This is a genomic window from Formosa sp. Hel1_31_208 (assembly GCF_900104785.1).
In the GTDB taxonomy this organism is placed as follows: domain Bacteria; phylum Bacteroidota; class Bacteroidia; order Flavobacteriales; family Flavobacteriaceae; genus Psychroserpens.
The window spans coordinates 2,913,839-2,934,620 of record NZ_LT629733.1 but is presented as its reverse complement, the minus strand read 5'-3'; the positions used below and the strand labels follow the sequence as shown (position 1 = coordinate 2,934,620).

The following is a 20,782-nucleotide window of genomic DNA, read 5'->3' as shown; positions in this document are numbered from 1 at the left end:
TGATTGTTTTAGTGTGTTGTTAATCTAATTTAAACGTCTTTACCTCTTTAAATGGATTTGGTTGTAACTGCTCCATTTTTGAACGGTATGGTACCCAAGCATCCTGAAAGAAGGTATTGGTTTCACTAAGTATGTTTTCTAAGGCCTCCCGAGCATTTTTAATGAGCGTCGTTTCGGTTGAGGTAATTCCATTTTGTCGCGATCCAACATAACTTCTAGCTAAGCCTAAGCGTTGCATAACAGTGACCTCAGGATTTCTGGTGATACCTTGTCGCTTATCTTCTTTCCCTAGGAATTTGTCTACGATACTATCAATTTGCTTTACAATCTCCTTAGAGGCTTTAATATTTTCTTTGTACGTTATCTTATCCAGTTTTTGAAGTAGGGACTGGTAGTCTTTTGCAATAGTTTTACTTTCTATCAATTGTTTTACGGCATCGGCTGAAGTTTGTTGCATGTTCTCTAGACCTTTGTATGCATCATACACTTGATTGATATTGGCAAGTGACACTTTTACTCGAGGGTCTAGTTCAACTTTAATCATCGCTTCTGAAGTTTGATCTCCATAACTCATAATGGCTTTGTAAGTTCCGGGTTTTACCGAAACCCCTCCTGGTTCTCTTGTACGTTTTCTGATGCGTTTTGATGGATAGTCTACACCTGCTTCATCCATAAACCAACTCCATTTGTAAAGTCCTGTAGAATCTGGAGTTTTACGCTTTAAGCTGCGAATTAGGCGGTCGCCATCATAAATTTTGAAATGAATAGAGTCCCATTTCACTTTGTTTTCTTTGTCATCAGGAGCAGCATCTTCTGAGTCCTCTTTCTTGTCTTCGGTAACTTTAGGCTTGTCAACTACTTTAATAAAATAAGAGAATTGTGCACCATAGCCTCTGTTTTCACCGTGATACATGGCATCAGCCCCAAAACGGCTTCCTGTTGGTTGCTGGTATGCCGCTTGATATGCTGTTGGAGGATCAAATAATTCTAATTTTTGATTGATCACTTGTTTATTTTTAGCTAATGTTCTTAGCGGACGAATATCGTCCAAGACCCAAGCAGCACGCCCAAAAGTCCCAATAATTAAATCATGCTCTCTTGGGTGAATAACAAGATCTTTTACAGATACGGTAGGGAAACCCTTAGTCCATTTCGACCAGGTGTTTCCAGCATTGAAGGAGATATAAAGTCCGTCATCAGTACCTAAAAAGAGTAAGTTTGATTCTACTGGATCTTCTATTATCGAAAGCGTATAACTCGCTACGTCATTTCCATCTACTATACGTTCCCATGTTTTACCATAATCTTTTGTACGATAGGCATAAGGTGTGTAATTGAAACGTCTATAATCGTTAGCGATTAATAGTGCTTCTCCTTTGTTTTTATTTGATGCTTTAATTTGAGCAACCCAACTTCCTGCGGGTAAACCTTTAATGTTTTTGGTCACGTCATTCCATGAATCGCCACCATTTGTGGTATAATGTACTTTTCCGTCGTCTGTACCAACCCATAGCATATTCCGTTCAAGAGGAGAAGGCTCGATGACTAAAATTGTGGTATGATTCTCGGCTCCTGTGGCATCCATGGTTAAACCACCACTTTCCGATTGTTTTTGTTTTTCTGGATCGTTTGTAGTGAGATCTGGCGAAATGACACTCCAAGTATCACCTTTATTGGTAGATTTATGTACAAACTGACTTCCGAAGTACAATGTACTCGTATCAAAAGGGTCAATATTGATAGCAGCATTCCAATTGAAGCGTAAGTTCACATTAGGATCAGGATGTGTTGGTCTTACGGAATAGTTATTTCCAGTTTGCCAATCATAGCGACTCACATACCCTTGCTGACTCATTGACCAGCCATATCTTGAATTGTCTGGATCTGGAACCACATCGAATCCGTCACCAAAACTAATTTCCTGCCAATAGCTATTGCGAATACCTTGATCTCTCCATACATAAGCTGGACCTCTCCAAGATCCATTATCTTGCATTCCTCCGTACACATTATATGGGATTTCATTATCAACATTGATGTGATAGAATTGTGCGACAGGAAGGTTACCAATGAAACGCCATGATTTTCCGCCATCTTTTGTGATATTCATACCACCATCATTACCATCAATCATAAAACTGCCATCTTCAGGATGAATCCACCAAGCGTGATGATCGGGATGCACGCCGTTACTCACCCCATAGGCAGGCATGAGTTGTGTGAAATTTTTACCGCCATCTTCAGATACATTGATATAAGTAAATACGGAGTAGACGCGATTTTCATTTTGAGGATCGACATAAATTTCAGAATAATAGAAAGGTCGATTACCGATATCACTTTTATTATTGATCATTGACCAGCTAAACCCACCGTCTTCACTTTTGTAGAGTGCATTTTTCTTTGCTTCAACAAGTGCATAAACTATATTTGGTTTGTTAGGTGCAATAGCGACGCCTATACGACCGAGGTTTCCTTTTGGAAAACCTTCTTTCTCTGTGATTTTTTTCCAGGTGTTTCCGCCGTCATGGGTAATATGTAAACCAGAACCCTCACCGCCAGAATTAAAAAACCAAGGATCGCGTTTATGTTCCCACATGGCAGCAATTAGCTTATTGGGGTTTGAAGGATCCATCACCAAATCGGATGCACCTGTTTTATTGTTTGCAAATAAGATTTTATTCCATGTTTTACCGCCATCTGTCGTTTTAAAAACGCCACGCTCAGGATGTTCTCCCCAAGGAGACCCTATTGCCGCTACATAAACAACATCTGGATTGGTAGGATCTATTATGACACGATGAATATGACGTGTTTTTTCTAATCCCATAGCTTTCCAGCTTTTTCCACCATCTAATGATTTGAAAATGCCGTAACCACCATTCAAACTATTTCTTGGGTTGCCTTCACCTGTACCTACCCAAATAACACTAGGATTTGATTGCTGAATGGCTACTGCTCCAATGGAAGCTGTGACTTGATTATCAAAGATAGGGGTCCAAGTAATACCTCCTGATTCACTTTTCCATAAACCTCCAGAAGCTGTTCCAACATACATGATATCAGGATTGGAATGAACAGCATCAATTGATGTAACGCGTCCAGACATACCTCCTGGGCCAATATTTCGTGGCGTCATGTTTTTTAATAAATCAGGAGAAATATCTTGAGCAACGAGAGAGAGGGATGCCATAAAAAGCATCAAAAGCATACATTTTTTCATAGTGGTTTGGTTTAGTTGCTTTAAAGATAAGGAAAAGTTGCACTGTTGCTATATTACGAACTCAACTTAGAAAAGATTTAACACAATGGCAGTAATAAAAGAGTATAATTTTAAATAGGATAAAATTGTCCGAAATATGATAATTATCATATGAATTCTACTATTGAGTGACTAATATTGTAAAATAAACTAAATCAAAATGAAACAAACACTAAAACTAATGACTGTATTATTTGTAACACTGCTGTTAAGTTGTGGGGGCAAAGAAGAAAAGAAAAAAGAACCTATTTCTTATGGGAAAAAAGAGGCAGTTGTTAAAAAGGAAACGCCTAAAGAGACGACTATAAAAGCATCTCAAAGAGTTGACTTAGCCAATAAAGGTGTTGGTCCAATTACATCTTTGACTTTAGATGAAGAAATAGATCAAAACATGGTAGCTGAAGGTGCAGAAGTATTTAAAAAAATGTGCACTGCTTGCCATAGACCAGACAAAAAATTTATTGGTCCACCACCTACAGATATTTTTGATCGTAGATCACCAGAATGGGTCATGAATATGATTTTAAACCCTGAGGAAATGGTTAAAAATGATCCCTTAGCAAGAGAATTATTAATTGAGTTTAATGGTTCGCCAATGGCTAATCAAAACCTAACGGAACAAGAGGCTAGATCAGTATTAGAATATTTCAGAACACTTTAACACTATAACACGATATTATGAAAACAACCAAAAAACTATGTCTTGTTTTTGCAGTGATAGCTATAATGCTCTCATGTAAAAATGAAGACAAAGAAGCTTCAATGGACTCAACAGTTTCAGAGACTGAAACCACATCAAATAAAAAAGCAGGACAAGCTTTTATTAAAGATGATAAAAGCACAACTGTTCTAAGTATTGCAATTGGTTCTAAAGATCATACTACATTGGTTGCAGCTGTAAAAGCCGCAGATCTTGAAAATGTTTTAGTTAATGCAGGACCTTTAATGGTCTTTGCGCCAACTAATGAGGCTTTTGCTGCCTTACCTGAGGGAACAGTTGAAAATTTACTGAAACCCGAGAATAAAGATGCCTTAGCTAATATCTTGAAGTATCATGTAACTCCAGGTAATTACTCTAAAGACTTTTTAAAGAAATTTAAAAAACTTGGACAAGCCAATAATCAATATGTTAAAATCGAGGTAATTAATGGAGAACCTATGATTGGCGGTGCAAAAATATTGGGGAGCGTAAAAGCAGGAAATGGAATTGTGCATGTTATTGATAAAGTACTATTGCCGCCAACTGAAGATTAAAAACACTAATTAAATTTATAAGAATATGAAGAATATATTAAAAATAACTATTGCGCTTGTATTTGTATATGCTGCATTTACGAGCTGTAATGATTCAAAAACATCAGAGAGTAATTCTGGAGCACTTTCGAGTAATGCTGCTGAAAAAGTATACGTTGCGCCCGGAGAGCATGATGAATTTTATGCGTTTATCTCTGGAGGTTATAGTGGTAATTTAACTGTTTATGGATTACCATCAGGAAGAATGTTTAAAGAGATTCCTGTATTCTCACAGTTTCCAACTTCTGGATATGGTTATTCCGAAGAGACAAAACCAATGCTGAATACGTCTCACGGATTTATTCCTTGGGGAGATTCTCACCACCCAGACATTTCCCAAACTAATGGGGAAATTGATGGACGTTTTATCTTTATAAATGAAAACAACACACCAAGAATTGCGAAGATCGACTTGAAAACTTTTGAAACTACAGAAATTATTGAAGTACCTAACAGTGCAGGTAATCACAGTTCATCATTTGTAACAGAAAACACAGAGTACGTTGTTGCAGGTACACGTTTTTCTGTACCAATTCCGCAACGCGATATGCCAATTAAAGATTACAAAGGTAATTTTCAAGGAGCTTTATCTTTTATTAGTGTTGCACCAGAAACTGGAGCTATGGAAATAAAATTTCAAGTGCTCATGCCAGGTTTTAACTACGATTTAGCGCATCCAGGGCGTGGTGCTTCTCATGGTTGGTTCTTCTTTTCTACCTATAATACTGAAGAAGCAAGTACGCTTCTAGAGGTTAACGCATCACAGAATGATAAAGATTTTATCGCAGCTATAAACTGGAAAAAAATTGAAGCATATGTAAATAATGGTGGTGGTAAAATGATGCCAGCTAATTATGCGCATAACGTTTATGATGAGGATACACATACGGCCACATCTACTATGATAAAAGAAGTACGTGTTGTTAATCCGTCAGAAGTTCCTGGAGCAGTATATTTCTTACCAACACCTAAATCACCACATGGTTGTGATGTAGATCCTTCTGGAGAATATATTGTTGGTAACGGAAAATTATCTGCAAACTTAACTGTACATTCATTTACAAGAATGATAGATGCTATTGACAATGAAAAATTTGCAGGAGATGCTTATGGTATTCCAATCTTAAATTTTGAAGATGTATTAGCTGGTGTCGTTGAACAAGCTGGATTAGGACCACTGCATACAGAATTTGACGGTAAAGGGAATGCTTATACGACCTTCTTTATTTCGTCTGAAGTTGTAAAATGGAAACTAGGCACATGGGAAGTATTAGACAGACAATCTACGTTTTATTCTGTAGGCCACTTAACCATTCCCGGAGGAAACTCTGGAAAACCTCAAGGTAAGTATATGTTTGCGATGAATAAAATTACGAAAGATCGTTACTTACCAACAGGTCCTGAGTTAGAGCATAGTGCTCAATTGTATGATATATCTGGAGATAAAATGGAATTACTTTTAGACTTTCCAACGCATGGAGAGCCTCACTATGCTGCCGCTATGCGCGCGGATATTATTAAAGAACGTTCTCAGAAAATCTACAGTTTAGAAGAAAACAAGCATCCTTATGCTGCTAAATCTGATGATGATACCAAGGTGGTAAGAAATGGTAATGAAGTTCATATATACATGACTACCATTAGAAGTCATTTCTCACCAGATAATATTGAAGGTGTGAAGGTTGGAGATAAAGTATATTTTCATATCACAAACTTGGAGCAAGATTTTGATGTACCACATGGTTTTGCGATGATAGGCCAAAATACCTCAGAGATATTAATTATGCCAGGGCAAACAAAGACATCTGTCTGGGAACCTAAACAAGTTGGAGTATGGCCATTCTATTGTACAGATTTCTGTTCTGCATTGCATCAAGAAATGCAAGGTTATGTGAGAGTCTCTGCAGCAAATGCTAATACGCCATTAAAATGGTCTCTTGGAGAAGATATTGAGTAAAGAATTTAGGGAAATTTTGTTTTAGTGTTTATTTTCCTATATCAAAGGCGAGAGTAATTTTATCGCTCTCGCCTTTTTATTAAAACACTATAAAAATCACTAAATATTTTACGATGAAAAAGTCGAACATCATCATGTTGCTTGCAACCATTCTACCCTTAGGTTTATTTTTATTTCCGCTGTGGAAGATTACATTAGAAGCACCGCAATATCCTACGCCTTTAGGTATGTATATTCATATTAATGACTTTTCTGATGCCAATCCGCATGATATCAAAAATATCAACCTCATGAACCACTATGTTGGTATGAAGTATATTCCTGATGCCATTCCTGAGTTTAAAATCTTTCCAGCAGGTATTCTAATTACCAGTTTTTTAGGTTTATTAATTGCTTGGAAAGGAAACTACAAATGGTTTTTAGGATGGTTTATTATAATGATTGTTTTAAGCTCTGCTGGGATGTATGACTTTTATTTGTGGGAACACGATTATGGTCATAATCTCGATCCAAAGGCCATTATGAAATTTACCAATCCTGATGGGACACAAATGGGATTTCAGCCACCACTTTTTGGCAGTCGGGATATTCTGAATTTTAGGGCACACTCTTACCCACAACTAGGTGCTTTATTTTTAGCTTTGGGTATTGCAACCTCATTTATTGCTTTTTTTGTAGGTAAAAAACAACACCAAAAATCATTGACTATGTAAATACGATCAAAACACTAAAACACTAAACATCATGCAAACACTAAAACACTATTCTATCATTGCATTGCTGTGCCTATTTTTCAGCTGTAATGTGTCACCAAAACCCATAGATTATGGTAGCGATGGTTGTCATTTCTGCAAAATGACCATTGTTGATAAAATTCATGCAGCAGAGGTAGTTACAAAAAAAGGAAAGGTCTATAAGTTTGATGCGACCGAATGTATGGTCAATTTTTTAGATGAATTTGACACCTCTGAAATCGCATTGTATTTATCAAATAACTACTCAGAGCCCGAAGCTCTTATTGATGCGACTCAAGCCACATTTTTAATAAGTGAAAACATTCCCAGTCCGATGGGTGCCTATTTATCAGCATTTGAAAATCTATCTGACGCCAAAGCAACGCAAGCAGAAAAGGGAGGAACAATATACACTTGGGATGAATTATTAACACATTTAAACCGATAATCATGACCTACGAAATTAATGACCTTATTAATTTAACGCCTTATGACGGATTAAACGCTGGAAAAATACTGGATATTAATGCTAAGGAAATTCTTCAGATAAGTTTAGAAAAGAATGCCGTTTTTCCGAAGCATACCTCTCCGACAGATGCTCAATTACTGGTACTCGAAGGTGCAATCACTTTTTTTATTGATGGGTTAGAATATCAACTCACCAAGCATCAGTTATTTGGTTTTCCGAAGGATACTGCCCATTGGGTTGAAGCAAGTGAAAACTCAAAATTTCTAATTATACGATAAGTATGAATAAGACGATAACGGCTTTTTTTATAGGGTGTTTAATGTCATTAATTGCATGCGCACAAACTATCGAAGTCTGTACAACTTGCCCGATTACGACATTAAAGAACGCCATTAGCCAAGCTAAAGATTTTGATACTATCGTAATAGAAAAGGGGACGTACAAGGCGTATAATATTTTGGTTGATAAACCATTGACTATAATTGGTAAAGATTATCCAGTGATTGATGGTGAATTAAAGGGTGAGATAATTACTATAGTTTCAGATAATGTCACTGTTGACGGTCTGTTTATTATCAATGTCGGCACGAGTTATACTCAAGACTACGCTGCGATTCGCGTCAAGAAAAGTAAAAATTTCGTCATTAAAAATTTAGTACTCGAAAAGTTGTTCTTCGGAATTTATATAGAAAAGTCTCATCACGGAAAAGTATATCACAATAAGATTGTTGGTGATGCAGTTGAGGAACACAACTCCGGAAATGGGATCCAATTGTGGTATAGTCATCACATTGAAATCGAACATAATTATATTGAGCATGTTCGTGATGGAATTTATTTAGAATTTTCTGATGATTGTATCATTAAAAACAATGTGAGTGCTTTAAATATTAGATATGGTTTGCATTTTATGTTTTCAAACGACGATGTTTATGAGGATAATACCTTTGAAAATAATGGAGCAGGCGTCGCTGTTATGTTTTCCAAAAAAATAAAAATGCTCAATAATACCTTTAGAGAGAATTGGGGAACCGCATCTTACGGCATGCTTTTAAAAGAAATTAACGATGCTGAAATTATTGGTAATACCTTTGAGCAAAATACCATCGGAATTAATATAGAAGGCACAAATCGAGTCATCTACAAAAACAACAATTTTAAAAATAATGGATGGGCTTTGAAAGTCCGTGGTGCCTGTTACGCCAATCAGTTTATTGAGAATAACTTTTTGTACAATTCTTTTGATATTGCTTACAATAGTAAAGTAAACGATAATATTTTCGATCGAAATTTTTGGAGCAATTATACAGGTTATGACCTCGATAAAGATGGTGTAGGAGATATTCCATACAGACCAGTAAAATTGTTTTCTTATGTTGTAAATCGCACGCCAGAAACCATTATTTTATTGCGCAGTTTATTTATAGATATTATCGATTTTTCTGAAAAAGTATCTCCAGTGTTCACGCCAGATAATCTTTTAGATCATCATCCATTAACAAAAAAAGTGACATGGTAAGCATTCAAAATTTACATAAAAAATTTGGAAAGAATCAGGTGTTGAGCGGTTTGGACTTGACGATTGACGAAGGTGGGATTTTTGCTGTACTCGGCCCGAACGGCTCAGGAAAAACAACCTTAATTAAAGCTATTCTTGGGATGGTCATTCCTAACAAAGGACAGATTACTGTCTTTGGTGAGGACGTGAAGAAAAATTCAGAGTACAGACATAAAATTGACTATTTACCACAAATAGCAAATTTCCCGAGTAATTTAAAAGTTAAAGAATTGATTAAAATGATCAAGGATTTGCGTCAGTTTACTGATGAAGATCAACATTTGATTGAACTCTTTAAATTAAAGCCATTTTTAGATAAAAAGCTAGGGAATCTCTCAGGAGGAACGAAGCAAAAAGTGAATATTGTTCTCACCTTTATGTTTGATAGCCCTTTAATTATTTTAGATGAGCCTACTACTGGATTGGATCCAATTTCTCTCATCCGATTAAAGGATTTAATACAAGTTGAAAAAGCTAAAGGAAAGACAATCCTAATTACATCGCACATTATGAGTTTTGTTGAGGAAGTTTCAGATGAAATTGTGTTTTTGCTAGAAGGCAACATCTACTTTAAAGGCTCTATTTCAGAATTAAAAACCAAGACCAAGCAGCCTGATTTTGAACATGCAATTGCGTCTATATTAACTGAAAACCATGCTTAAAATATTAAAATATAGTTTTTTCGATTTGATGCGTAGCCGTTGGAGTTACGTCTATTTTGCTTTCTATTTGCTCTTAGGTGTGGTCCTCTTATTTTTAAATAATGATTTGTCAAAAGCGGTGATTACCTTAATGAATGTCATCATTGTTTTAGTGCCGTTAATAGGAACCATTTTTGGAGTGATGTACTATTATAATTCTAAAGAATTTACTGAGCTTTTATTGGCACAGCCTTTAAAGCGTTCATCCATATTTTTAGGACAATATTTGGGTGTAGCCTTATCCTTATCGATGAGTTTAATTCTCGGATTGGGAATTCCGTTTGTATTCTATGGTTTGTTTGAGAGTAGTGCGATTTGGGATTTTTCTTTACTGTTGGTCACTGGAACGTTTTTATCCTTAATTTTTACAGCTTTAGCCTTTAATATCGCCTTGTCTAATGAAAATAAAATTAAAGGTTTTGGTTATGCGATATTGCTTTGGTTATTTTTAGCCATCATTTATGACGGTTTGTTTTTAATGACCTTGATTATGTTTGAAGACTATCCGCTAGATAAAGTATCGCTTTTTGGTACCATGCTAAATCCTATAGATTTGTCAAGAACACTTATACTTTTGAAACTTGATATTTCTGCATTATTAGGCTATACTGGAGCTATTTTTAAGCAATTCTTCGGAACTAGTTTCGGACTCATGGTTTCATTAGCAATGCTTTCGGTTTGGGTGATTTTGCCCGTATTTCGGATTGTATTTAAATCGAAAAAGAAAGATTTTTAATTCATTATTTTTATCATCATGAAAAGACTATTAACAGCAGCAATTCTACTCATAATTTTAGGAGTAGGCTGCAAGAATGAAGAGAAAAAGACGAGCTCAGAATCTGTTTCTAGTTCTGAACATATAGCAGTTTTAGATACCTTACAACTCAAGTTGGATAATGGTAAAAAATGGGTTGCAAACATAGAAACCCATGAAGGTGTTCAGAAGATGGATTCTATTATTTCAGTATTTAAAAAAAGAAAGTCGTCCGACTATAAAGCGCTTGGAGATGATTTAGCTAAGCAAACGAGTTATGTGATTCAAAACTGTTCAATGAAAGGGGAACCACATGATCAATTACATATTGTTTTAGTACCTATGTTAGATGAGATTTCAATATTAAGGGAACAAACAGATCGTACAACTTCTGAGGCTGCTTTACATCAATTGGAGCAATTAATCGAAGCATATTTTAAATATTTTAAAGTGTAATTCCTATTATTCTAGAGTTGACAGCGCGATTTCAATCATCGTGTTGAATGTAGATTCGCGTTCATCTGCCGAAGTGGCTTCTTTTGTCACTAAGGAATCTGAAACTGTAAGTATAGAAAGCGCACTCACATTGTGTTTTGCAGCGATGGTATAAATGCCAGCGGTTTCCATTTCTACGCAGAGCACGCCAAATTCTGCCCATTTTTTGTACGAATTAAAATCATCCTCATAAAACTCATCTGAAGATAATACATTCCCTGCTTTAATAGGAATGTTATGTTTTTTAGTATATTGTGCTGCCTTCATAAACAAATCGAAATCTGCAGTAGGTGCATAATCGGCATTTATAAATCGCGAATTATTAATTCCGGAAGTTGAAGATGCAGCCATGGCAATAACGATATCTCTAATTTTTACGTATTTCTGATAGGATCCTGTAGAGCCAACGCGTATTAAGTTTTTTACGCCGTATTCATTAATAAGTTCATGACAATAGATTAAAGTAGACGGAATGCCCATTCCTGTGCCTTGTACAGAGACAGGTTTGCCCTTATACGTGCCTGTGTAGCCTAACATGCCACGAACATCATTGTAGAGCTTTGGCTCATCAAAGAACGTCTCGGCTATCCATTTTGCTCGCATTGGATCTCCAGGCAATAATACGGTTTCTGCAATGTCTCCTTTTTTGGCTTCTATATGAATACTCATAAGTGTGAAATTCTATTTATCGATTTTATTGTTTTTGATCTTTAATCTTTAAAAAAGCATTTCCTTTTTTTAAGTTTAAAGCTAACTCTTCCAAATTGGTATGCACTAGCATGTTTTCTAAATCATTTCGTATGGACTTGAATTTGTCATGTACTGGACAGGGATGATTTTCATCACACTCTTCTAGACCTAATCCACAGCCTACATATATTTTATCACCATCAATGGCTTTGACAATTTGAGAGAGTCTTATTTGTGAGATATCTCTCTTATCTATTTCAAAACCACCATAAGCACCTTTCACCGATTTAATAACTTTGTGCTTAACCAAGGCTTGTAATATTTTAGCAGTAAAGGCTTGTGGTGAATTTATGCCTTCTGAAATGTCTTTCAAACTAATTCTTTTGCCTTCATACGAGTTTTTAGCAATACATATGGATGCTCTAATACCGTATTCGCAAGCTTTTGAAAACATAAATATTTCTTTTTTGACAAATATCTAAAAATTAATAAAATAGCATAACATTGTCATATATAAAATAACAACTCATTAAACAACATTTCACAATGTGAGTCTTAATGAGTTATTATTCTTCGTATGACTATAATTTAAAAGTGTCTCAGTAAATAATTGATGAGATCTGTGGTTGTCACAATACCAACCAGCTGAGCATTATCTACTACAGGTAACGCGTGAAATTCTTTTTTAGAAAGAATTTCAGCGACCTCTTTTATAGTGGTATCAGAATCGACACTAATTAAGTTTTTAGCCATAACTTGCTCGATAGTGAACATGTTATAAACGATAGTGTCCACTTCCTCATCAAGCTCATCAACAGCATCTGCAAAACTTATCCTAAGTAAATCTGTGTAACTTAGCATGCCCAAAATCTTATTCCCATCAACAACGGGAATATGGCGGATTTTATTTTTCTTAAATAGTGCTTCTGCAGTATCTAAATTATCATTTTTATTTAGGGTAATGACCTCAGTCGTCATTATTGTTGAAACAGGCATATTTTTTTTCATAATCTTCAGTATTTAAGTGACAATTAAAGTTACCATTACCTTTGCTTAAATAATATGATAAATATCATTTAACTAGGATTAAGTTCTTAAACAAAAGACTCACATTTCTCTTTAGCGATTGATTCACATAATAATAGCGTGTCTTTCACATCAGTCATTGTAGTACGTGGATTAATTAAACACATGCGCAATACCACTTGATTCTGAATAACAGTCGTAACTAGCAAGGCTTCTCTTGATCGCATGACCTGTTTGGATATATGTTGGTTTAAGTTATCTAATGATTTTTCAGTTAGTGAAACGCCGATTGGATGATATCTAAAATTTATAACGGCCAACGTTGCTGGAGAGAGCACTTCCCAATTTGAACTCTGTCTTAAGAAGTTCTCAACCTCTTCAGCGAGATCGATAGAATAACTCACAGCTTGCTTAAACGCATTAAGTCCGAAGGTCTTTAATGACATATAAAATTTTAGTGCTCTAAAACGTCTGGTGAGTTGAATGCCATGGTCATAAAAATTAATTTCAGAGGTATTGCCTTCAATATCTCTTAAATATTCAGGTTTTTCGCTAAATGTTTTACTCAACCATTTATGATTTTTGACTAAAAGGCAACCCATTTCATAGGGTTGAAATAACCATTTATGAGGATCAATAGTGAGCGAATCTGCTTTCTCTATACCTTTTAATAATTGTTTTCCTTTTTCAGCTAATATAGCTGCGCCTCCGTAAGCACCGTCAACATGAAACCATAGTTTCTCAGATTTGCAAATTTTTGAAATTTCGTTTAATGGATCAACAGTTCCTGTATTTGTAGTTCCAGCAGAAGCAATGATACAAAAGGGTTGTAAGCCTTCAAGTCTGTCTTTTGCAATGGCATTTTTCAATTTATTGATAGCGATTTTATATTCGAGATCGGTAGGTATAATCCGAACTTGTTCTTTTTTAAATCCCAATACTCTAATGGCTTTAATATTAGAAGAGTGGGTTTGATCTGATAAATAAATGATAGCCTTTGAAAAGTCATCACCACAACATTGTCGTCTTGCTGTAACTAGTGCTGTGAGGTTTGCCATAGAACCACCACTAGTGAAAATTCCACCGCCTTTTTTAGTTGGAAATTTAAACAGTTTTAGGAGCCAGTCAATAGTGACAATTTCTAGTTCTGCTGCTGCAGGAGAGGCTACCCATCCGCCAGAAAACACATTGAATCCAGTAGCTAAAGTATCGGCCATTACACTCACATAATTACTCGGGCCAGGTACAAAAGAAAATGACTTAGGATGCGATACAATATTACTATTTGGTAGCACTTCTTTGATAATAAATTCTAAAACATCTTGAAATGGCGTTGGATTTTCTGGAACATTGGTGCTAAAAAGAGAATCCATTTCTTGTCTTGTAGCTGTTGCGACAGGCTTTTTTAAGTGTTCAGTTTCAAAATGGGCAACAATGGTATCAATAACCTGATAGCCCAACTGCTTCATGTCATCTTTATTGAGTTGAAGTTTATGTATATCAGTCATGAGTTCGACTTTATTTTTAGTTACAATTTTTATATTTAGGTATATGTATTGACCGTTTCTTAATGGCAATCAATCGCACTGGTTGCCATTTCTACAATAGGAGTAGGAGAGATGTAAGGAATGCCTAATCCTAATCCTCTTAAGATAAATAACGCACCAATAATAATCACAAACACAGGGATGGCTTTTTGGATGCGCTGTTTAACAGTTGCATTTAGAAATTTACCAATATAGATGGCTGTAGTCATCAACGGAATGGTTCCAATCCCAAATAACGCCATATAAAGACTACTTTGAAGCGCGTTTTGAGTGGCTATAGATGCAATAACCGCCATATAGACTAGACCACAAGGAAGAAAACCATTTAAAAATCCGATGGTTAAAAACGTATCAGCAGTCTTCTTTTTTAAAGCCTGCCCTAGAGCCGATTTCACTTTAGAAATTAACCTGTAGATGGGTTTAGAGAAATTATAGGTATTAAATGTTTGTGTGGGTATTAAGACAATAAGAATCATTAATATACCAATGGCTATAGAGAGTTGCTGTTGGATTCCAAAAATATATAAACCTTTACCTACTAAACCAAATACCAAACCTATTAAGCTATAGGCGAGAATTCTTCCGAAATGATAGGTGAATATCTGAAATACTTTTTTTGATGTATGACTTCTATCTACCGGCAGCATAAATGCAATTGGACCGCACATTCCAACACAATGGAAGCTTCCTAGAAGACCAAAAACAAGTGCAGACCAGAGCATAATTTAATAGTTAGTAAATAATTTCCTTTTTGAATAGATATGATTTTCCATTATATTGCCAATCAACTCTTATGTTCCAACGACCATCCAACAAACGTTTGTCAGGTATGAGCAAATTGTGTTTAGACAATGAAATTGTAGTTTCAAAGTCTAATTGTTTGTTAGATGGTCTATATAGGAACACTTTTCCAGTGATTTGATTGAAATCCAGAGTTTCAGGGAACAAAATTTCTAAACCGCTTTCTGAACGTTTCCACGAAATATTTGATGCTAAATCTGTTGCATTATTCTCTTTATCAATATCATTTTGATATTGTAATTCGGCTTTGTAATAATCTTCAGTGACCAAATCAGTATCGTACTTTTTCGATGTATATATATTAACAACGAAATACAAGATGAAGCTAATAAAACCTATAAAAGCTAATACGACTCCTGTTCCCCAATTCAATTTCATAATTTTATTTTTTATGGCATTCCTGCGCAAGGCTCCGGTCAGGCTTTCACTACTCGCTTCCCAATAGCTATTGGGAGAGCTCAAACAGACCGTTCAATCCTTAATGCATGTGCTTTAACTTTATTTATAACTCCTTGGTGCTAAAAAATTCACGGTTGTGGTTTCTATAAGTTCGTCATTATTATACACCTCAATCATGAGTTTGTTTTTGTCACCTTTGAGTTCACTTTTGTCTATTTCTATAAATAAGGTGCCTTCGGCTAATCCTTGTGCTGGAACCTCAAAAACATCTGATGTGGATACCAGTTTAATCTCTCCTTTATACTCACGCAATTTAAAACTCACATTGCGTATGGTATCTGTTGTTTTATTTATCAGCTTATAGGTAAATACGTTACTAATAATAGTTTCTCCTTTATGTTCATATAGTTGACCCGGAAGTCTCAGTACTCTTGCCTCTACATCGTTTCTCAGTAAAAGCATACCAGATAAAACACCTATCAAAATAACTAAAACGGCTGTGTAACCTTTTAGTCTTGGCGTAAATTTAAATTTCTTTTTATTTTCAATATTATCTTCACTTGCATAGCGAATCAAGCCTTTTGGTAGGTCGATACTATCCATAATGTGATCACATTCGTCAATACAAGCGGTACAATTCACACATTCTAATTGTGTTCCATTTCTAATATCGATACCTGTCGGACATACATTAACGCATTGTAAACAATCAATACAGTCACCATGACCAAGCGCTTCTCTGTCTTCATTTTTTCTAAACTTCTTGCGACCGCTTTCACCTTCACCACGTTTATGGTCATAAGCCACAACAATCGATTTATTGTCGAGTAGCACACCTTGTAATCTTCCGTAAGGACAAGCGATAATGCATACTTGTTCTCTAAACCAAGCAAATACGAAATAGAACACTGCCGTAAATATGATGAGAGGTATGAGTGTGCTCGTATGTTTAATAGGGCCCTCTACGATATATCTTATCAGTTTATCACTTCCAATGACATAAGCTAAGAATACATTAGCAATAAGGAAAGAGATTACCAAAAATATAAACCATTTAAAAAGCCGCTTTTTTATTTTTTCAGCATCCCACTTTTGCCTATCTAGCTTTCGCTGTTTATTTCTATCACCATCAATCCAATACTCTATTCTTCGGAAGACCATTTCCATGAATATAGTTTGCGGACAAATCCAGCCGCAGAAAATACGTCCAAAACCTACCGTAAAAAGCGTTACAAAAACAACACCTATTAACATGGATATGACAAATAAATGAAAGTCTTGAGGCCAGAATGGAAAGCCAAAGATATTAAACCGTCGTTCTAAGACATTGAACATTAAAAACTGGTTCCCACCAATTTTAATAAATGGTGCAGCAAATAAAAATGCTAGAAGTCCGTAACTAACGATTTTGCGTTTTTCATAATAATACCCACTAGGTTTTTTTGGATAGACCCAAGCACGTTTACCATCTTCATTGATGGTCCCAATAGAATCTCTAAAAGTTTCGTTTTGGGGCGTTTCCATTATTAATTGTCTTTAATTGAAGTAACTGAATCCGTTTTCACTTCGATAGCCTCAACTGGAATATCCTCTGCGGAAACCTCTTCATTTACCCAAATGTCACCTTCAGCTGCTTTAGGTTCTGCTGGAGTTGTTCCTTGAAATTGTAGAACATAACTCGCCACTTGTGCCATTTCCGAAGGTTTCAAACTTTGCTTCCATGCAATCATACCTTTTCCATCGCGACCACCTTCTGAAATCGTTTTAAATACATTCTTGATGCCACCTCCTGAAATCCAATTTTCATCGGTGAGGTTAGGGCCAATTCCGCCACCACCATCAGATTTATGACATACGACACAGTTGGTTTCAAAAATGGCTTTTCCGGCATTGAGATCACTTGCATCTGCAAGAACAGTTACCGTATTGAAATCGACTAAGTCTTTTGCTGTCTTTTTGTATTCTTCAATATCAAGTTTAGCTTGAGCAATCTCAGCATCTAATTCTTGAAATTGATTGTCACCATTAAAAATGTGAAATCTTGCTAAGTAAACAGCACCAAAAATTATAGACGCATAAAAGCCATATAACCACCATGGCGGTAAATCGTTATCAAGCTCTTTAATACCATCGTAATTATGATCTAAAACAAGATCGTGTTCTTCCTCGATTGGTTTTGTGCCAACAAGCTTTGTATACGTATTATTGATCCAACTTAGAAGCTTAGAAGGCTCATGTTGTTTGGCATCAATTCTAGCTCTAGCGGCTTCATCTAAACTTTGGTATAGTACATTATTAATTGCACTAACAATAGCTTCAATAGCTACAAGAATTAAAAACACAAGTACTAAAAATAATCCTACTAAAGGTTCAGCTATAAATGCAGGTTCGTCACCAGAATCTATAACGTATTCTGTAAGTCCGAAAATGATAAAGAATACAATAGGTATTCTTATCCATGAAGGTATATTTCTCATAATTCTGATGGATTTTGGTTGTCTAACGGAATATTACTCACTGTAGTGATGTAGTCTTTTTTTGCAGTAATTACCCACCAAAATAAGATGACGAAAAAACTGAAAAATATAATAAGGGAAATCAAAGGATAGATTTCTATTCCTGTGATGCTTTCCATGTGATTTTTAACGAATTTTAGCATGATTAATTAGTTTTGAATTGTTGTAACTTCTTGATCTTTTACTTTAATATCTGTACCAAGACGTTGTAAATATGCTATGATAGCTACAATCTCTCTATTTCGCATTTCAATAAATGCTTCACCTCCAGCTTTTTTATCTGCTTCATAAGATTTAGCAAAATCTGGATCTGTGTATAGGTTCTTTTCTATTTGAGTTCCTTGGTCACTCATAGATTGTTGTGCGTTAGCAATGTCATCTTCAGTATACGGTACACCAAGTGTTACCATAACCTCCATTTTAGCTTCGGTTTGTGATTTATCAAGCTCATTTCTAACAATCCATTGATATGCAGGCATGATAGAGCCAGATGAGGTGCTTTGCGGATCATACATATGATTTAAATGCCAGTTGTCAGAATATTTCCCACCTACACGATGTAAATCTGGTCCTGTACGTTTACTTCCCCAAAGGAATGGGTGATCATAAACATACTCACCTGCTTTCGAGTATTCACCATAACGTTCTACTTCATTTCTAAATGGTCTTACCATTTGAGAGTGACAACCTACACAACCTTCTCTGATGTAGATGTCCCTACCTTCAAGTTCTAATGGTGTGTAAGGCTTTACGCTACTAATAGTTGGAATATTAGATTCGACGAGTAAGGTTGGAATTATTTGTACAATACCCCCAATTAAGATAGCAACTGTAGCAAGCAGTGTTAATTTCACAGGTTTACGTTCTAACCATGTATGCCATCCTTCGCCAGCAACACGCCTTTTAGAGACGCGTTTAAGCGCAGCAGCTTCGGCTAGTTCATCGGTTACTTTGCTACCATTTCTAATCGTGATAATAACATTCACAACCATGATAATCATACCTGTAAGAAATAGGGTGCCACCAATGGCACGCATCCAATACATTGGGATAATTTCGGTGACTGTTTCTAGGAAGTTACCATATACTAAAGTTCCATCTGGATTAAATTGTTTCCACATTGCCCATTGTGTAAATCCTGCAACATACATTGGAAGTGCGTAGAAAATAATTCCGAGCGTTCCAATCCAAAAGTGAAGATTGGCGAGGGCTAAAGAATGTAATTTGGTTTTAAATAACTTCGGAACGAGATAATAAATCATACCAAAGGTCAAGAAACCATTCCATGCTAAAGCGCCTACGTGAACGTGCGCTATAATCCAATCCGTAAAATGCGCCATGGCATTCATGCTTTTTATAGAAAGCATTGGGCCTTCAAAGGTTGCCATACCATAACCAGTAATTGCAACAACCATAAATTTTAAAACAGGATCTGTACGCACTTTATCCCAAGCACCTCGAAGTGTAAGGAGTCCATTTATCATTCCTCCCCAAGACGGCATTAATAACATCACAGAAAAGGCGACGCCAAGGTTTTGAGCCCATTCAGGAAGCGCTGTGTATAATAAATGGTGAGGACCAGCCCAAATGTATATGAAAATCAAAGACCAAAAGTGAACAATAGATAGTCTGTAAGAGTATACAGGCCTATTCGCTGCTTTTGGGACGAAATAATACATTAGTCCTAAGAAAGGAGTTGTTAAGAAAAATGCTACAGCATTATGTCCGTACCACCATTGTACCAAGGCATCTTGAACACCTGCATATACCGAGTAACTTTTAAGTCCGCTCACAGGCATTTCTAAACTATTAAAAATATGCAGTACAGCAACAGTCACAAAAGTTGCGATGTAAAACCAGATAGCGACATATAAATGGCGCTGTCTACGTTTAAGAATTGTGCCAATTAAATTCCAACCAAAAACAACCCAAATTAGTGCAATGGCAATATCAAAAGGCCACTCTAATTCTGCATATTCTTTTGAGGTTGTGTATCCCAGAGGTAATGTAATTGCCGCACCAACAATGATAAGCTGCCAACCCCAGAAATTGATTTTGCTTAAGGCGTCGCTAAACATTCTTGCTTTAAGTAATCGTTGTGAGGAATAATAAACACCGGCAAAAATAGCGTTCCCTACGAATGCAAAAATAACTGCATTAGTGTGTAAAGGTCTTAAACGACCAAAACTTAACCACGAAATACCGTCAGTGAGGTTTGGGAATAAAAACATAAATGCGAGTAGTAAGCCTACCAACATTCCTACAACTCCCCAAAGCATAGTGGCATAGAGGAAATTTTTAACGATTTTATTATCGTAATGAAATTGTTGTACTTCCATAATAATTTAATTAGTCTTTTTGATTTTAACAGATGGTTTAGGCTGCTCTTTAACGAGTTCATCCTCGAAAAGCATTCTAACAGAAGGTGTATAGCTATCATCAAATTGTCCGTTTCTTACTGCTGTGATAAAAGCAATAAAAAAAACAATAGCAATAATAATGCTGATAGTCAGTAAAATATATATAACACTCATACCTATTAGAAGTTATGGTTCAAAAGTACATTTGAACAGTTTTAAA

At 35.8% G+C, this 20,782-nt stretch carries 22 protein-coding genes; 10 read left to right on the top strand and 12 right to left on the bottom strand.

Features of this window, described 5'->3' with window-relative positions; translation table 11 throughout:
• Positions 1-19: 19 nt before the first annotated feature.
• Positions 20-3,223 (bottom strand): hypothetical protein, encoded by a 3,204-nt coding sequence (locus BLT57_RS13250; protein ID WP_091426347.1) that lies wholly within the window; start codon positions 3,221-3,223, stop codon positions 20-22.
• A 199-nt stretch (positions 3,224-3,422) separates the two neighbouring features.
• On the opposite strand from BLT57_RS13250, the gene BLT57_RS13245 reads away from it, so the two are divergent.
• The 10 genes from BLT57_RS13245 (at position 3,423) to BLT57_RS13200 (ending at position 11,184) form a co-directional block, all read left to right on the top strand.
• Positions 3,423-3,923, top strand: a complete 501-nt coding sequence (locus tag BLT57_RS13245; RefSeq protein ID WP_091426345.1) for a c-type cytochrome — start codon at positions 3,423-3,425, stop codon at positions 3,921-3,923.
• Between the two features lie 17 nt (positions 3,924-3,940).
• The gene (locus tag BLT57_RS13240) at positions 3,941-4,516 is read left to right on the top strand and encodes a fasciclin domain-containing protein (protein WP_091426343.1); all 576 of its coding nucleotides are present in this window, start codon (positions 3,941-3,943) and stop codon (positions 4,514-4,516) included.
• A 25-nt stretch (positions 4,517-4,541) separates the two neighbouring features.
• Positions 4,542-6,512 (top strand): Sec-dependent nitrous-oxide reductase, encoded by a 1,971-nt coding sequence (gene nosZ, locus BLT57_RS13235; RefSeq protein ID WP_091426342.1) that lies wholly within the window; start codon positions 4,542-4,544, stop codon positions 6,510-6,512.
• A 113-nt stretch (positions 6,513-6,625) separates the two neighbouring features.
• Positions 6,626-7,225: a hypothetical protein gene (locus BLT57_RS13230; protein ID WP_172827457.1), complete on the top strand. Its 600-nt coding sequence runs from the start codon at positions 6,626-6,628 to the stop codon at positions 7,223-7,225.
• Positions 7,226-7,256: 31 nt separating this feature from the next.
• Positions 7,257-7,694, top strand: a complete 438-nt coding sequence (locus BLT57_RS13225) for a nitrous oxide reductase accessory protein NosL (protein ID WP_091426338.1) — start codon at positions 7,257-7,259, stop codon at positions 7,692-7,694.
• A gap of 2 nt (positions 7,695-7,696) precedes the next feature.
• Positions 7,697-7,993 carry a cupin domain-containing protein gene (locus BLT57_RS13220; protein ID WP_091426337.1) on the top strand — a complete coding sequence of 99 codons (297 nt, stop codon included), beginning with the start codon at positions 7,697-7,699 and terminating at the stop codon, positions 7,991-7,993.
• 41 nt (positions 7,994-8,034) lie between these two features.
• Complete coding sequence (locus BLT57_RS13215) at positions 8,035-9,234, top strand: nitrous oxide reductase family maturation protein NosD (protein WP_091426335.1); 1,200 nt, start codon at positions 8,035-8,037, stop codon at positions 9,232-9,234.
• The gene (locus tag BLT57_RS13210) at positions 9,228-9,935 is read left to right on the top strand and encodes an ABC transporter ATP-binding protein (protein ID WP_091426333.1); all 708 of its coding nucleotides are present in this window, start codon (positions 9,228-9,230) and stop codon (positions 9,933-9,935) included. The genes BLT57_RS13215 and BLT57_RS13210 overlap by 7 nt, the downstream gene beginning before the upstream one ends.
• Positions 9,928-10,710 carry an ABC transporter permease gene (locus BLT57_RS13205; protein ID WP_091426331.1) on the top strand — a complete coding sequence of 261 codons (783 nt, stop codon included), beginning with the start codon at positions 9,928-9,930 and terminating at the stop codon, positions 10,708-10,710. The genes BLT57_RS13210 and BLT57_RS13205 overlap by 8 nt, the downstream gene beginning before the upstream one ends.
• A gap of 18 nt (positions 10,711-10,728) precedes the next feature.
• The gene (locus tag BLT57_RS13200; RefSeq protein WP_091426329.1) at positions 10,729-11,184 is read left to right on the top strand and encodes a hypothetical protein; all 456 of its coding nucleotides are present in this window, start codon (positions 10,729-10,731) and stop codon (positions 11,182-11,184) included.
• Positions 11,185-11,190: 6 nt separating this feature from the next.
• On the opposite strand, the gene deoD is transcribed toward BLT57_RS13200, so the two are convergent.
• From deoD to ccoS, 11 genes are all read right to left on the bottom strand, one after another.
• The gene (deoD, locus tag BLT57_RS13195; protein WP_091426326.1) at positions 11,191-11,892 is read right to left on the bottom strand and encodes a purine-nucleoside phosphorylase; all 702 of its coding nucleotides are present in this window, start codon (positions 11,890-11,892) and stop codon (positions 11,191-11,193) included.
• A 25-nt stretch (positions 11,893-11,917) separates the two neighbouring features.
• The gene (locus BLT57_RS13190; protein ID WP_091426324.1) at positions 11,918-12,367 is read right to left on the bottom strand and encodes an Rrf2 family transcriptional regulator; all 450 of its coding nucleotides are present in this window, start codon (positions 12,365-12,367) and stop codon (positions 11,918-11,920) included.
• A 134-nt stretch (positions 12,368-12,501) separates the two neighbouring features.
• Entirely contained in the window at positions 12,502-12,921 is a 420-nt protein-coding gene (locus BLT57_RS13185) for a CBS domain-containing protein (RefSeq protein ID WP_091426323.1), read from the bottom strand.
• Between the two features lie 86 nt (positions 12,922-13,007).
• Positions 13,008-14,447, bottom strand: coding sequence for an aminotransferase class V-fold PLP-dependent enzyme (locus BLT57_RS13180; protein WP_091426841.1), 1,440 nt, complete (start codon positions 14,445-14,447; stop codon positions 13,008-13,010).
• 59 nt (positions 14,448-14,506) lie between these two features.
• Entirely contained in the window at positions 14,507-15,208 is a 702-nt protein-coding gene (locus tag BLT57_RS13175) for a sulfite exporter TauE/SafE family protein (protein WP_091426321.1), read from the bottom strand.
• Positions 15,209-15,218: 10 nt separating this feature from the next.
• Positions 15,219-15,665 carry a FixH family protein gene (locus tag BLT57_RS13170; protein ID WP_091426320.1) on the bottom strand — a complete coding sequence of 149 codons (447 nt, stop codon included), beginning with the start codon at positions 15,663-15,665 and terminating at the stop codon, positions 15,219-15,221.
• Positions 15,666-15,785: 120 nt separating this feature from the next.
• Positions 15,786-17,210 (bottom strand): cytochrome c oxidase accessory protein CcoG, encoded by a 1,425-nt coding sequence (ccoG, locus tag BLT57_RS13165; RefSeq protein ID WP_091426319.1) that lies wholly within the window; start codon positions 17,208-17,210, stop codon positions 15,786-15,788.
• 2 nt (positions 17,211-17,212) lie between these two features.
• Positions 17,213-18,163, bottom strand: coding sequence for a cbb3-type cytochrome c oxidase N-terminal domain-containing protein (locus tag BLT57_RS13160; protein WP_091426317.1), 951 nt, complete (start codon positions 18,161-18,163; stop codon positions 17,213-17,215).
• Positions 18,160-18,345 carry a CcoQ/FixQ family Cbb3-type cytochrome c oxidase assembly chaperone gene (locus BLT57_RS13155; protein ID WP_091426315.1) on the bottom strand — a complete coding sequence of 62 codons (186 nt, stop codon included), beginning with the start codon at positions 18,343-18,345 and terminating at the stop codon, positions 18,160-18,162. Before BLT57_RS13155 ends, BLT57_RS13160 begins: the two co-directional genes overlap by 4 nt.
• Positions 18,346-18,351: 6 nt before the next feature.
• Positions 18,352-20,541, bottom strand: coding sequence for a cytochrome-c oxidase, cbb3-type subunit I (gene ccoN, locus BLT57_RS13150; RefSeq protein ID WP_091426314.1), 2,190 nt, complete (start codon positions 20,539-20,541; stop codon positions 18,352-18,354).
• A 6-nt stretch (positions 20,542-20,547) separates the two neighbouring features.
• Positions 20,548-20,736 carry a cbb3-type cytochrome oxidase assembly protein CcoS gene (ccoS, locus tag BLT57_RS13145; protein WP_091426313.1) on the bottom strand — a complete coding sequence of 63 codons (189 nt, stop codon included), beginning with the start codon at positions 20,734-20,736 and terminating at the stop codon, positions 20,548-20,550.
• Positions 20,737-20,782: the final 46 nt, after the last annotated feature.

Coding starts and splice junctions, on each gene's coding strand:
- ccoS (WP_091426313.1), bottom strand. CDS start 20,736: ATGAGTGTTATATATATTTTACTGACTATCAGCATTATTATTGCTATT.
- BLT57_RS13190 (WP_091426324.1), bottom strand. CDS start 12,367: ATGTTTTCAAAAGCTTGCGAATACGGTATTAGAGCATCCATATGTATT.
- BLT57_RS13170 (WP_091426320.1), bottom strand. CDS start 15,665: ATGAAATTGAATTGGGGAACAGGAGTCGTATTAGCTTTTATAGGTTTT.
- BLT57_RS13175 (WP_091426321.1), bottom strand. CDS start 15,208: ATGCTCTGGTCTGCACTTGTTTTTGGTCTTCTAGGAAGCTTCCATTGT.
- BLT57_RS13230 (WP_172827457.1), top strand. CDS start 6,626: ATGAAAAAGTCGAACATCATCATGTTGCTTGCAACCATTCTACCCTTA.
- BLT57_RS13220 (WP_091426337.1), top strand. CDS start 7,697: ATGACCTACGAAATTAATGACCTTATTAATTTAACGCCTTATGACGGA.
- BLT57_RS13215 (WP_091426335.1), top strand. CDS start 8,035: ATGTCATTAATTGCATGCGCACAAACTATCGAAGTCTGTACAACTTGC.
- BLT57_RS13240 (WP_091426343.1), top strand. CDS start 3,941: ATGAAAACAACCAAAAAACTATGTCTTGTTTTTGCAGTGATAGCTATA.
- BLT57_RS13155 (WP_091426315.1), bottom strand. CDS start 18,345: ATGCTAAAATTCGTTAAAAATCACATGGAAAGCATCACAGGAATAGAA.
- BLT57_RS13250 (WP_091426347.1), bottom strand. CDS start 3,223: ATGAAAAAATGTATGCTTTTGATGCTTTTTATGGCATCCCTCTCTCTC.
- ccoG (WP_091426319.1), bottom strand. CDS start 17,210: ATGGAAACGCCCCAAAACGAAACTTTTAGAGATTCTATTGGGACCATC.
- BLT57_RS13205 (WP_091426331.1), top strand. CDS start 9,928: ATGCTTAAAATATTAAAATATAGTTTTTTCGATTTGATGCGTAGCCGT.
- BLT57_RS13200 (WP_091426329.1), top strand. CDS start 10,729: ATGAAAAGACTATTAACAGCAGCAATTCTACTCATAATTTTAGGAGTA.
- BLT57_RS13185 (WP_091426323.1), bottom strand. CDS start 12,921: ATGAAAAAAAATATGCCTGTTTCAACAATAATGACGACTGAGGTCATT.
- nosZ (WP_091426342.1), top strand. CDS start 4,542: ATGAAGAATATATTAAAAATAACTATTGCGCTTGTATTTGTATATGCT.
- ccoN (WP_091426314.1), bottom strand. CDS start 20,541: ATGGAAGTACAACAATTTCATTACGATAATAAAATCGTTAAAAATTTC.
- BLT57_RS13180 (WP_091426841.1), bottom strand. CDS start 14,447: ATGACTGATATACATAAACTTCAACTCAATAAAGATGACATGAAGCAG.
- BLT57_RS13225 (WP_091426338.1), top strand. CDS start 7,257: ATGCAAACACTAAAACACTATTCTATCATTGCATTGCTGTGCCTATTT.
- BLT57_RS13160 (WP_091426317.1), bottom strand. CDS start 18,163: ATGAGAAATATACCTTCATGGATAAGAATACCTATTGTATTCTTTATC.
- BLT57_RS13210 (WP_091426333.1), top strand. CDS start 9,228: ATGGTAAGCATTCAAAATTTACATAAAAAATTTGGAAAGAATCAGGTG.
- deoD (WP_091426326.1), bottom strand. CDS start 11,892: ATGAGTATTCATATAGAAGCCAAAAAAGGAGACATTGCAGAAACCGTA.
- BLT57_RS13245 (WP_091426345.1), top strand. CDS start 3,423: ATGAAACAAACACTAAAACTAATGACTGTATTATTTGTAACACTGCTG.